At 63.8% G+C, this 12,562-nt stretch carries 12 protein-coding genes; 2 read left to right on the plus strand and 10 right to left on the minus strand.

The window, feature by feature from the left end:
• Nucleotides 1–2: 2 nt before the first annotated feature.
• From JY451_06080 to JY451_06105, 6 genes are all read right to left on the minus strand, one after another.
• Nucleotides 3–1,211 carry a DUF445 domain-containing protein gene (locus tag JY451_06080; protein QZH76600.1) on the minus strand — a complete coding sequence of 403 codons (1,209 nt, stop codon included), beginning with the start codon at nt 1,209–1,211 and terminating at the stop codon, nt 3–5.
• 55 nt (nt 1,212–1,266) lie between these two features.
• Nucleotides 1,267–4,767 carry an efflux RND transporter permease subunit gene (locus JY451_06085; GenBank protein ID QZH76120.1) on the minus strand — a complete coding sequence of 1,167 codons (3,501 nt, stop codon included), beginning with the start codon at nt 4,765–4,767 and terminating at the stop codon, nt 1,267–1,269.
• Between the two features lie 13 nt (nt 4,768–4,780).
• The gene (locus JY451_06090; protein ID QZH76601.1) at nt 4,781–5,953 is read right to left on the minus strand and encodes an efflux RND transporter periplasmic adaptor subunit; all 1,173 of its coding nucleotides are present in this window, start codon (nt 5,951–5,953) and stop codon (nt 4,781–4,783) included.
• Nucleotides 5,954–6,235: 282 nt separating this feature from the next.
• Nucleotides 6,236–6,502: a GlsB/YeaQ/YmgE family stress response membrane protein gene (locus tag JY451_06095; protein QZH76121.1), complete on the minus strand. Its 267-nt coding sequence runs from the start codon at nt 6,500–6,502 to the stop codon at nt 6,236–6,238.
• A gap of 131 nt (nt 6,503–6,633) precedes the next feature.
• Complete coding sequence (locus tag JY451_06100; GenBank protein ID QZH76122.1) at nt 6,634–6,933, minus strand: DUF1153 domain-containing protein; 300 nt, start codon at nt 6,931–6,933, stop codon at nt 6,634–6,636.
• A complete protein-coding gene (locus JY451_06105; GenBank protein QZH76123.1) occupies nt 6,930–7,265 on the minus strand; it encodes a hypothetical protein in 336 nt (111 codons plus the stop codon). The genes JY451_06100 and JY451_06105 overlap by 4 nt, the downstream gene beginning before the upstream one ends.
• 110 nt (nt 7,266–7,375) lie before the next feature.
• Here JY451_06105 and mnmA point away from each other — a divergent pair, with 110 nt between their 5' ends.
• The gene (mnmA, locus tag JY451_06110; GenBank protein QZH76124.1) at nt 7,376–8,542 is read left to right on the plus strand and encodes a tRNA 2-thiouridine(34) synthase MnmA; all 1,167 of its coding nucleotides are present in this window, start codon (nt 7,376–7,378) and stop codon (nt 8,540–8,542) included.
• A 3-nt stretch (nt 8,543–8,545) separates the two neighbouring features.
• Here mnmA and JY451_06115 read toward each other — a convergent pair whose 3' ends face one another.
• Nucleotides 8,546–8,893, minus strand: a complete 348-nt coding sequence (locus tag JY451_06115; protein QZH76125.1) for a hypothetical protein — start codon at nt 8,891–8,893, stop codon at nt 8,546–8,548.
• 68 nt (nt 8,894–8,961) lie between these two features.
• Between JY451_06115 and JY451_06120 the strand changes: the two genes are divergently transcribed.
• On the plus strand, nt 8,962–10,083 hold the full coding sequence (locus JY451_06120) for a serine hydrolase (GenBank protein ID QZH76602.1): 1,122 nt from the start codon (nt 8,962–8,964) through the stop codon (nt 10,081–10,083).
• Here the strand turns inward: JY451_06120 and JY451_06125 are convergent.
• The 3 genes from JY451_06125 to pdxH are packed head-to-tail and all read right to left on the minus strand — an operon-like array spanning nt 10,068 to nt 12,414.
• Nucleotides 10,068–10,880 (minus strand): PhzF family phenazine biosynthesis protein, encoded by an 813-nt coding sequence (locus JY451_06125; protein ID QZH76126.1) that lies wholly within the window; start codon nt 10,878–10,880, stop codon nt 10,068–10,070. The genes JY451_06120 and JY451_06125 overlap by 16 nt on opposite strands.
• Entirely contained in the window at nt 10,877–11,812 is a 936-nt protein-coding gene (locus JY451_06130; GenBank protein ID QZH76127.1) for a cation diffusion facilitator family transporter, read from the minus strand. The genes JY451_06125 and JY451_06130 overlap by 4 nt, the downstream gene beginning before the upstream one ends.
• The gene (pdxH, locus tag JY451_06135; GenBank protein ID QZH76128.1) at nt 11,809–12,414 is read right to left on the minus strand and encodes a pyridoxamine 5'-phosphate oxidase; all 606 of its coding nucleotides are present in this window, start codon (nt 12,412–12,414) and stop codon (nt 11,809–11,811) included. The genes JY451_06130 and pdxH overlap by 4 nt, the downstream gene beginning before the upstream one ends.
• Nucleotides 12,415–12,562 lie beyond the last annotated feature (148 nt).

A 12,562-nucleotide genomic window follows, 5' to 3' on the forward strand; every position in this document is an offset into this window, starting at 1 on the left:
GCCTAAAGAATTCCGGTCAGGAAATGCAGTGTCAGGCCCACCAGCCCGCCCACCAGCGTGCCATTGATGCGGATGAATTGCAGGTCGCGCCCCACAGCCCGTTCTATGCGCAGGGTGATGGTGGACGCGTCCCAGCCCTTCACGGTGTTGGACACCAGGCTTACGATCTGGTCGCCATAGCGATTCACCACACCGACCAAGGTGCGGCGGGCGAAGCGGTTGACCTGAACCTGCAAGGCCGGATCGGTGCGCAGCGTCTGTCCGAGTTCGGCAATACTGCTGCCCATCTGCCCCGCCATCGCCTTGTCCGGGTTGCGCAACATGTCGATCAGCGAGCGGCGCAACCGTTCCCAAACACCCATCCACCAATCGCCCACGGCAGGATTGGCGAGCAGGTCGTTCTTCATCCGCTCCACCTTGGCGCGCATTTCGGGATCGTGCTGCAAGTCGCGCGCGAGGCTGGCCAGTCCTTCTTCCACCTTGCCGCGTACGGGGTGTTCGGGATCAACATGCATTTCGGCCAGCAGCTTGTAGAGCCCGTCGATCACCGTGTTCGCCAGCCGCTCGTCCAGCCCGGTCCAGCGGATCACCGCATTGGCACGCGCCTGCACCATCTTGCGGACCATGTCCTCGTTGTCCTCCAGCGCCAGCCCGGCCCAGCGGATGAAGCCATCGATCAGCGGTCGGTGGCGGTTGTCGGCAATCGCGCTTTCGAGCACCCGGCCGAGCAGTGGCGAGACGTCCAGCTTTTCCGCCTGCCGCGCCAGCCCGGCCTTCACTTGCAGGCCGAGACGGTCCGGATCGAGTGTCTCGAGCAGTTCGACCAGCATCTGCCCGGCGCCCGCGCGCAGCCGCCCTGCCTGACCCGCGCTGCCATCGACAAGGAAATCGCCCGCCGCCTGCGCCACGTTCATCTCGCGCATCCTCCGCGCAACCACCACCGGAGTGAGGAAGTTCGAGCGCAGGAAGCTCGCCATCGTGTCGGCGATCCGGTCCTTGTTGGCCGGAATGATTGCGGTGTGGGGTATCGGGATGCCGAGCGGATGACGGAACAGCGCCGTCACCGCGAACCAGTCCGCCAGCCCTCCCACCATCGCCGCTTCGGCGAAGGCGTTGATATAGCCCCACGCGGGATGCGCGCCGAGCATCTGATGCGAGCCGAGGAACAGCGCGGCCATCGCCACCAGCATCAGCGTCGCAGCGATGCGCATCCGCCGCGCCTTGTCAGGCGGCAGCGGCGCGGCGGAACGCATGGTCATGGTGAGCCTATTCGGCAGGTTGCGGCTGCGCTGCGGCCGGTCCTTCGTCCCCCGGCTTGTAGGTCAGCAGGCTGTTGCGGAGCCAAGGCCCGAAGCGCTTTTCCATCCCGTCGGCCAGGCTGAAACCCGCCGGGACGATCAGCAGGGTGAGCAGGGTGGAAAGCATCAGCCCGCCGATCACTACCATACCCATGGGCTGGCGCCATGCGCCGTCGGCACTGAGCGCGAGAGCGGTAGGAATCATTCCCGCCGTCATCGCCACAGTGGTCATAACAATCGGCTGCGCACGCTTATGCCCGGCTTCGATGATCGCTTCACGCTTCGGCTTGCCCGTTTCCAGTTCGTCCAGAGCGAAATCGATCAGGAGGATCGAGTTCTTGGAGACAATGCCAAACAACATCAGCATGCCGATGAATACCGGCAAGGTCAGTTCCATCCCTGCCGCCATAATCAGGAGCAGCCCGCCCAGCGGGGCAAGGAACAGCGAACCCATGTTGACCAGGGGTGAGACGAAGCGCCGGTAAAGCAGCACCAGCACGGCAAACACCAGCAGGATTCCGGTGAGCAGCGCGGGAACAAAGCTCTCCTGCAATTCTTCCTGCGCTTCGTCCGAACCGACAGCGGGACTGGAAACGCCGGTTGGGAGATCCCGCATTACCGGCAGGGCGTTGATCGCAGCGGTAATGTCTCCGCGCGCATAACCTGCGGCAATGTCTGCCCCTACGAATACACGGCGGCTCTGGTTATAGCGCTCGATCGAGGTCGGACCCATACCGAAGCTGATATCCGCTACCCGTTCCAGCGGAACGGACCCCCCCGACGCGGTGGGAACCGGTAGATTGCGGATGGAGGAAAGGTCGCTCCGCTCACTTTCGTCCATCCGCACGCGAATCGGCACCTGCCGGTCCGACAGCGAGAAGCGTGCCGCGTTCTGATCGATATCGCCAAGCGTGGCGATGCGGATGGCTTGGCTCAGCGCACTGGTGGTTATGCCCAGACTGGCAGCCAGATCCATGCGCGGCTCGATGATCAGCTCGGGCCTCTGGAGATCGATCTCCACCCGCGGCGCGACCGCACCGGGAACCCCGCGCATTTGCTCCGCCAGAGTTTCCGCGGTGGCGTTGAGCGCCTCCGGGTCGGATCCGGCCAGCATGATCGAGATGGCCCTGCCGGTGGCACTGGGGCCGCCGGGGCCGCTCTGGTCCTGGAAATTGATCCGCGCATCGGGAAAGTCTTGCAGGATCGGCGTCATCTCGCGCTCGAACTGCAGGCTGTCGCGCTCGCGGTCAGGGCTCAGCACCAGTCGCACCAGCCCGCTGCCTTCGTTGACGATCCCCAGCGCCAGCGCCACTTCCTGTTCCTCGCGCAGCCGTGCCGCGATTGTGTCGATGACGACCTCGGTCTGCTCAAGAGTGGTGCCGGGCACCATCTCCACGCGTAACAGCGAGAAGTCGCTGTCTGTTTCAGGGAAGAACTGCTTGGGCAGCACGTACATGGTGAACACGGTCATCGCCAATGCCCCCACGCCCACGCCCATCATCCACACGCGGTGATCGAGGAAGCGTGCGCGCAGGCGACCCATGCGATTGTCAAACCAGCGATGGAAATCGCCACCACCCAGATTGGTCAGCATGGTGAGCCCAAGGCGCATTCCACCGCCCGCCATCCACGATGCGATTCCCGCAGCGAACACGGCAGCGGACATTGCGATCACCGCGATGACGAAGCCGATGATCTGAGCGACAATCTCGGGCAGGAAGGAAACCGTGCCGGCCCAATATCGCGCGTCCATGCTCTGGGCCAGCCACTCGATAGTGAACCAAAGGTAGATCACATAACCGAAGGCGACAATTCCCGCGCCAGTGATAAGGACGAACAGCGGTGTTGCGGCAAGGCCATACTGCCACTTGAAAGGCACCCTGCCAAGCTCGCTTACCCGGCGGCGCAGCGCGCTGTCGTCCAGCGACCAACGCAGCACCGCCATGTAGCGATCCATCATCCGGCCCTCGCCGTGCGAAGCCTGCCCCTTTGCTTCGAGGAAATAAGCAGCGATCATCGGCGTGATCATGCGCGCTACGGCGAGGCTCATCAGCACCGATACGACCACGGTGATACCGAAATTCTTGAAGAATATACCGGTGATGCCCGACATCAGCCCGACCGGGAGGAAGACCGCCACGATCGAGAAGGTGGTAGCCACCACTGCCAGTCCGATCTCGTCCGCCGCATCGATGCTGGCCTGATAAGCACTCTTGCCCATGCGCATGTGGCGCACGATATTCTCGATCTCGACAATGGCATCGTCCACCAGCACCCCTGCAACCAGCCCCAGCGCCAGCAACGACATGGTGTTCAGCGTGAAGCCGAACCAGGCTTCCAGGAACCAGAAGGTAGGAATCGCCGATAGCGGGATCGCCAATGAAGCGATGATCGTTGCGCGCCAATCGCGCAGGAACAGGAACACCACCACCACCGCCAGCAAGGCGCCTTCCACCATCGCCGCAAGCGAGCTTTCGTATTGCGCCTTCGTGTAGTCGACCTCGGTGAAGAGGCGGGTGAATTTCACCCCGGGATTTTCTTCCTCGATCTGCTGCAGCACTTCGACCACGCCATCGTAAACGGTGACGTCGGATTCGCCCCGCGCGCGGGTTATCGAAAAGGTGACGATCTGTTCGCCGTTCAACTTTGCCAGCGAGCGCAATTCGCCGAATGAATCGCTTACCCGGGCAATGTCCGCCAGCTTGATCGACCGCCCGTTGAGCGACAACTGCGTTTGTGAGAGTTCATAGGCGGATTGTGCATTGCCCAGCACGCGAACCGATTGCCTTGCCCCGGCAATCTCTGTCTGCCCTCCGGCGGCATTGATATTGAGCTGGCGAAGCGCCGCATTCACTTGCGATGCAGTAAGGCCGAGCGACTGCATCCGCGCCGGATCGAGAATAACCAGGATTTCCCGGTCCACCCCGCCGTTGCGATTGACTTCGGCGAGGCCTTCCACTGTCAGCAGGCGTTTCGTAATCGTGTCGTCGATGAACCAGCTCAACTGCTCGATCGTCATATCGTCGGCATCGGCGGCGAAGTAGACGATCGGGCGCGAACTGGTCTGCTGCTTGAATATCCGCGGCTCGAGAATGCCGTCGGGCAGTTCGCTGCGGATCTGGTCCACCGCGCTTTCGACCTCGTTGACGGCAGCATCGATATCGGTGCCCAGTTCGAATTCGATCACCGTCTGCGAATTGCCTTCGGATGCAGTCGAACGGATGTTCTCGATTCCTTCGAGCGTCTGGACCGCCGCTTCCACCCGCTGGGTGATCTGGTTTTCGACCTCCGTTGGCGCGGCCCCTGGCTGCGAGATACTGACGATGGCAATCGGGAACTCGATGTCCGGATTGTTCTGCACATCCATGCGCATGAAGCTCATCACGCCCGCAAGCGTCAGCCCCAGGAAAGCAAGGATGGGGATGATCGGATTGCGGATCGACCAGGCAGAGATCTCGTTGAAGTTCATCGTAAGGGTCTGTCTATTCCTCGACCATCGGCCGGACCGTGTCGCCCTCGGTCAGGAATCCGCCAGCGCGCAGCACCACTCGCTCCGAACCGGTCAGGCCTTCGGCAATGGCAATGCCATCTTCGCGAATCATGCCGATTTCAACATTGCGCCGCACAACCTTGTCTTCTGCATCCACGATGTAGACATAGCTGCCCTGGTCGTCGGACAGGATCGCACTTTCGGGCAGGATTGGCGAAACGACAGTGCCGCTGGCGATTTGCGCACTAGCAAAGCCACCGGGGCGCAGCGCGGGATCATACGGAAGGGCTACGCGCGCCGTGCCTTGGCGGTTGGTCGTGTCGATCACCGGAGAAATCTGCCACACTTGGCCGGTAAAGTTCTGTGTGCTGCCTGCCGGGGTGACGGTTACGGTGGCACCCACGGGGATGGTCGCCAGTTCGGTCTCTCCTACGCGGGCAAGCAGTTCCATCTCGCCGCCGCGCGCGATCGAGAACAGCGTACCCGAACCCGGACTGACAACCTGACCCGGCTCCACATTGCGTTCGAGCAGCAGGCCCGCCGCGGGAGCAACAATATTGAGCTGGGCATTGCGCGCCTGCCGTTCGCCGAGCTGGGCGCGAGCCACGCGCACCCGGGCCACGGCGGCATCGCGCGTCGCGGTCAGCCGGTCGATATCGGCCTGGCTGATGAAGCCGCGCTCCACCAGTTGCAGCGCACGATCCAGATTGGCCTGCGCCAGATCGGCATCGGCCTGTGCCACTTCAATCTGCGCCGCCTGTGCGCTAGCCTGCTGATTCTGCACCGAGCGGTCGATCACTGCCAGCACTTGCCCGGCGCGGACCCAGTCGCCGGCCTCGACTGAAACCGAGACTACACGGCCGCCCTCACCCACCACGCCAACAGGCATTTCCCGCCGCGCAGCGAGCGTGCCGGTAGCGTTGATCGTGCCTTCAAGCGTTCCTGCTCCGGGAGCCGCGACGGTCACTGCCTGGAGTGTTCCTTCGCTGTCAGTGGCCATGAACGGCACTTCTTCCTCGCCACCGGAAAGCATGAAGGCGGCGATAATCGCACCCACCACAAGAATGGCGATCACCACCCACAGGCGACGCCCGCCCTTGCCGCTCCTGGCATCGTCCGGGACATGTCCATCGATGCCGTCTTCGATCACCAGCGGATCGGACATATCGCTGGGGGTCAGTCTGGTTTCATAATTCATCGGCGCATATGCCTTATCGTAGCCCTTACGGGATCGCCGCGCGAGAATGTAGCACAACTGTGCTGCGCGCGCGACCGGGTCCTATGGCGGTTGCCCGCTCATAGCTGCATCCATGCCAATGGTGCAATGCAACGTTCTGCGAAGCTGCGATCCGGTCCGACGAATTCCGTTTCAACACATGCAAAAGGGGCGGAAAGCCGTGACTTTCCGCCCCTTTGACGATTTTGTATCAAATTGTCCGTATGCGGATTAGCGCACCCGGCCTCGCTGGACGAGATTGACGATCGCCAGCAGAATAATCGCGCCCAGAATGGCGATCACGAAAGAACCGAGATCGAACGTCTGGATGCTGCCGCCGAATCCGAGCAGTGGGGCAAGCAATGCATTGCCGATCAACGCTCCAATAATCCCGACGACGATGTTCCAGAAAATACCCATCGATCCGTTGCGGTTCATCACCATGCTGGCGATCCAGCCTGCGACACCGCCGACGATAATTGCGATGATCCAACCCATAACCCTGTTCTCCTGTGCTTCACCCGAATTTGGGTTTCTTCATGGGACAACGTGGCAGGCTTGCGCGCGTTCCGAAATTCTTTCCGGAGAAGGGATTGTGGCGCGGCTCAGCCGCAGCGCCACCTGACAGATCAATACTTGAGCTGGCGTTCATAAAGGTCGCGGTAGTGCTGGATTCGCGTCACCCGCAGCCCCTGCATCCCCGAGCGATCGACCGCGCGCTGCCAGCCGGCGAATTCCTCCAGCGTCAGCCCGTAGCGTTCGAGCACTTCGTCAATGGTCAGCAGGCCACCGTTGACCGCCGCCACGACTTCAGCCTTACGGCGCACGACCCAGCGCTTCGTCCCTGGAGACGGCAGATCCGCAATGGTCAGCGGCTCACCGAGAGGGCCGATAACTTGCGCTGGACGGATTTTCTGGTTCTCGATCATGTGTTTCCTCGGTTGGCCGGTTCGCTTGTCGCGATCCGCTGGCCCACATTGGGCTCCGGCCATTTGCCATTGGCTAAATCATCAGGGTTAACGCCATGTTTGCCGCTCCCTGCGGCTAGTCCGTGTTGGCATGCGATCTTGCGCGCGCTTTGCGCATCGAAGCTGGCGAACTCGGTCTCGTCCGAGACTGCCAGCTGGCGGTTAAGCTCGCGGGCGGCAGCCAGCCGGGCGGTCAAATCCTTCCAGTTGGGCACGAACAGTTCCCCGCCCACGGAATCACCGTGTTCTGAGCCATTTGCGCCCGATGCAATGAGAGGTTTCCCTTCGAACATGCCAAGAGCAATAGCGTCCAAGCGTCAAGATCGGGTAAAGCGGCGCTTAACCTTGTGTTACATTTATGCGGGGTTTTGCGAGGGCCGCAGAGCGTGTAGGCGCACGGGCAATGCCTGCCGTCCACGCCTCGATTCCCGACCTGCCGATTGCGGTTAACGCCGCAGCGCTGTTCGACTTGCCGCGCGCCGCAGCGCAGTGCCGGATCGTGGTGGCAATGTCGGGCGGGGTGGACTCTTCCGTCGTTGCGGCGCTGGCCTCGGCGAGCGGGGCGGAAGTCATCGGCATCACGCTCCAGCTCTACGATTACGGCGCGGCGACCGGACGCAAGGGCGCCTGCTGTGCGGGTGACGATATCCGCGATGCGCGCAAGGTGGCGGACCGGCTGGGCATCGCGCACTATGTGTTCGATCACGAAAGCGCCTTTCGCGAAGATGTGGTCGAAGCCTTTGCCGATGAATACCTCGCAGGGCGCACCCCGATTCCCTGCATCCGCTGCAATATGGGGCCCAAGTTCACCGACCTGTTCCGCATGGCACGCGAACTGGGAGCCGATTGCCTCGCCACCGGGCATTATGTACGCCGCGTAATGGGCGAGGCGGGGCCGGAACTGCATCGCGCGCTCGATCCGGCGCGGGACCAGTCCTATTTCCTCTACGCCACCACCGAAGCGCAGCTCGACTACCTGCGCTTTCCGCTGGGCGGCATGCCCAAGAGCGATGTGCGAGCGATCGCCGAGAGTTTCGGGCTGGAAGTGGCAGCCAAGCCCGACAGCCAGGACATCTGTTTCGTGCCCGACGGCGACTATGCCAAGATCGTCAAGGCGATCCGCCCCGAAAGCGCGCGCGCGGGGGCCATCGTCCATGCCGAAACCGGCGCCGAGCTGGGGCGGCATCAGGGGATCATCCATTTCACCGTCGGCCAACGGCGCGGGCTGGAGATCGGCGGCCAGCCGGAGCCGCTTTACGTGGTCGGGCTGGACCCGGAGCGGGCCGAAGTGCGCGTCGGGCCGAAGCGCTTGCTTGCGGTGAGCGCGGCGCGGGTGGTGGAGACCAATCGCATCGGCCCGCTGCCGGACGCGCCGCTTACCGCCAAGGTCCGCTCGCTCGCCAAGCCGGTGCCGGTCACGCTTGATGGGGTGCCGGGCAACGGCGCGGCGATCACCCTGCGCTTCGCCAATCCCGAATTCGGCGTCGCGCCGGGGCAGGCCGCAGTGATCTATGCGGGGGAGCAAGTGGTGGCCGGCGGCTGGATCGATTCGACCGAAGCCGCGGTCTGACTGCTACTCGTCCCACGACTCCAGCACGCAGCCGGGGCCGTCCATGAACCGCGCCTCTGTGCTGGCAATCAGGGGGACGGTCGCCGTAACCGACTGCGCAGTCTCGTCTTCGGTCAACCACACTGCCCACATGTTGGACGGCAGGTCCGACTCGCAAGATTCCATCCCGCGCCCGGCCAGATGGCGGCACGAACAAACCGATTTCGCGGCATAGCCCGTTCCCGCCTGGCCGAATCCCGCCAGCGCCTCGCCGAAGAAGAAGACAACCAGCCCTGCGGCCAGCGCCACGATCAGCAGCAGTTTCACCAGCAAGCCAAGCCAGCTCGATTTTGCCCGTTTTGCGGTTGCCATTCACCTGCGCCTGACAGAAAGGATGCGCGCCCATGTCGCGCCTGCCATCCCCTAGCCGTGTCTTCCGCCTGCCGCCAAGTGCCCCTGCACTGATTTTGGCACTGGCGCTGGCGATTTCCGCCTGTTCGCAGGACGGCCCGCCGCCCTTGCCGCCCCTGCCCGATGAAGTGCTCGAAACCGTAGTGGTGGAACCCGGCGTTTCGCGCGAAGCGCTGGCGCGAGCGGTAGACGAGTTGTTCACCACCGAAGGGCTGGGCGAAACCCGCGCGGTGGTGGTGATGTATCGCGGCGAAGTGGTGGCCGAACGTTATGCCGAAGGGTTCGGTCCGGACACCCGGCACATCGGGTGGTCGATGTCCAAGACCCTGACCGCAGTGATCATCGGCATGATGGTGGCCGACGGTCGCCTCGCGCTTGACGATCCCGCCCCTGTTGCATCCTGGCAGCGCAGCGGCGATCCGCGCGGCGAGATCACCTTGCGGCACCTGTTGCAAATGCGCTCCGGCCTGCGCCACGACGAGCAGGCCGATCCGGTCTACACCTCCGCCGAAGTGCGGATGATGTTCATGGACGGGCGCGACGACATGTCTGCCTGGGCCGAGGCGCAACCGCTCGAGCACGATCCGGGCAGCAATTTCGATTACTCGACCCCGACCAGCGTGATCCTCTCGGACATCGCCACCGATCTGATCGCGCCCGACTCCGGCGCCGAGGAGCGACAGCAGGCGATGGCGGACTTCGTCGATGCGCGGATCGCGGTGCCGCTGGGCATGGCCTCGCTGGTCGGCGAATACGACGCGGCGGGCACGCTGGTGGGCGGCAGCAGCTTCTGGGCCACGGCGCGCGACTGGGCGCGGTTCGGCGAATTCCTGCGCGACGGGCGAAGCGCCGAAGGGACGCAGGTGGTGCCCCGCGCGTGGATCGATTTCATGCGCAGCTCCAGCCCGGCGAGTCCCGATTACGGCGCCCAGCTCTGGCTCAACCGTGACAGCGATACCGATCGCGACAACCTGTTCGCGGCGCAGGGGCCGGAAAGCGCCTTCGCCCTGATGGGCCATCTGGGCCAGTTCGTGATCGTTTCCCCTGAGCAGCAACTCACCGTGGTGCGGCTGGGCAAGACCGAGAACGCCGACCGGCCGGCGCTGATGGCCGAGCTTGCGGACATTTTCGCGCTCTATCCCTCGGGATAGAAGCGCCCCTCCACCATCGTCACGCAGTCGCCGCCGAGGATCGCGCGGTCGCCGCTCAGCTTACATGTGGCGTATCCGCCCCGTTCGGAAGCCTGGAACGCGGTGTAGCTCTCCCGCCCCAGCCGTGCGGCCCAGAACGGGGTCAGCACGGCGTGGGCGGAGCCAGTGAAGGGGTCTTCATCCACGCCGCCGCCAGGGACGAAGTTGCGGCTGATGACGTCGGTCTGATTGCCCGGAGCAGTGCAGATGAACTGTTGATCGCCCAATTTTGCGAGCCCACGCAGGTCGGGCGCAAGCGCGAGAATCGCGGCGGCATCGGGATAGAGGAACACATTGTAGCCGCCAGTCGGATCACGCCATACCTCTAGCGGCTCGGCCCCCAGCAGCGCCACCGCTTCGGTGAAGGGTGCGGGCGCGGTGGGGATAGCGGGCAGCGCCAGTTCGTACTTTCCGTCCGCACGCCGCACTTCGAGCACGCCTGCCTTGCGGGTCGAAAAGGTCACCGCCTCACGCGTCGGATTGCCTGACAAGATGGCGTGCCCCGATGCCAGCGTCGCATGACCACACAGCGCTACCTCGAGAGTGGGCGTAAACCAGCGCAGCGCATAGTCAGCCTCACCGCCGGGAGTTTCGATCAGGAACGCGGTTTCGGCGAACATATTCTCCGCCGCCACGGCGCGCATCGTGTCGTCGCTCGGCCAGTCCTCGACGATCACCACCGCCGCCTGATTGCCCGCGTAGGCCTGCGTGGCGAAGGCATCGACGTGCCAATAGGGCCAGGATTTGCGCGCAGTCATGGCTTGTCCTCCAGCTTTCCGAACTCGTCCGCCTCGACCAGCGGGTTTCCGGGCTCGTCCACATGTCCTTCGGGATCGATGTGGATCAGGATGTCGGTGCCCGGAAAGGCCGCCATCAGGTCGGCCTCGACCCGCTCGATAATGTCATGCGCTTCGCCCACGGTCATCGCGGCGGGCATATCGACATGGAACTGCGCGAAATCCACCGTGCCGCTGGTGCGGGTGCGCAGATCGTGCATCCGCGCCAGTTCGGGGTGCGTGGCAGCACGTTCGACAAAGGCGCGGCGCTTTTCCTCCGGCCACTGGCGGTCCATCAGGTGATCGAGCGCCTCGCTCGAAGCCGACCAGGCATTCCACAGCAGCCAGAAGGCGATGGCGAGGCCGAACAGCGGATCGGCCTGCGACCATCCGAGATACTGGTCGAGCACCAGCGCCGCAATCACCGCCAGATTGAGGAACAGGTCCGACTGGTAGTGCACCGAGTCGGTGCCGATGGCGATTGAGCCGGTCTTGCGCACCACGTGCTTCTGCCATGCCACCAGCGCGAGCGTGGCGACAATGGCGATCACCGAGACGGCAATCCCCTGCTCTGCCGCCGCCGTTTCCCCGCCTTCGACCAGCCGCAGCACCGCGCGAAAGGCAATCGCACTGGCCGAGATCACGATCAGGATCACCTGGAAGATCGCCGCCAGCGCTTCCGCCTTGCCGTGGCCGAAGCGATGTTCGTGATCGGCGGGCTGGGCGGCGATGGAGACGCCGACCAGCGTGGCGAGACTGGCGATGAAGTCGAGCGAGGTATCGGCAAGGCTGCCGAGCATGGCAGTGGATGAAGTCTGCCACACCGCCCAGCCTTTCAGCGCGCCAAGGAACAGCGCCATCGCAATCGAGGCAAGCGCGGCAGAGCGGGTAAGCGAGGCGCGGGACTGGCTCATGGGTAAAGCAGCGTGCTTTCCCAGTTGTCCTCCGAACCGGTGAAACGCCGCCGCTCGTGCAGGCGATTGGCGCGGTCATGCCAGAACTCGATCGCCGTGGGCATCAGGCGGAAGCCCGTCCAGTGCTGCGGGCGCGGGACTTCGCCTGCTGCTTCGTACTGCGCCCGCAGCGACTCAACCCGCTCCATGTAGGTCTCACGGCTATCGAGCGGGCGCGACTGGTCGCTGGCCGCCGATCCCACCTGGCTGACGAAAGGGCGTGAGTGGAAATAGGCGTCGGCTTCGGCTGTGCTTACTTCCACCAGCGGTCCTTCGATGCGGATCTGGCGGCGCAGGCTCTTCCAGTGGAACAGAAGCGCGGCCTGCATGTTGGCGCGGATTTCCTCGCCCTTGCGGCTCTGCGCATTGGTGTAGAACACGAAACTGCGGTGGTCGTGGCCCTTCAGCAGCACCATCCGCACCGAAGGCACACCCGCAGGCGTGGCCGTGGCCAGCGCCATCGCGTTGGGATCGTTGGGCTCGCTCCTCTGCGCCTCGGCGAACCACGCATCGAAGGTTGCGAAGGGGTCACCGGCGGGGATGGTGTCCTGCGGATCAGTCATGCGGGCAGGCAATTATGGAGCACATGGAGCACAGTCCTGGGACAGAAAAGCCTTCGACTTCCGGAATAGCCGAGAGCGTCTGGTCGGGTTCGGCAGGTGTCATGCTTTTCGCCCTAGAACCACGGTCGCTCGTAGGAAAGGCATCACT

This window comes from Erythrobacter sp. (assembly GCA_019739335.1).
Classification (GTDB): Bacteria; Pseudomonadota; Alphaproteobacteria; order Sphingomonadales; family Sphingomonadaceae; genus Alteraurantiacibacter.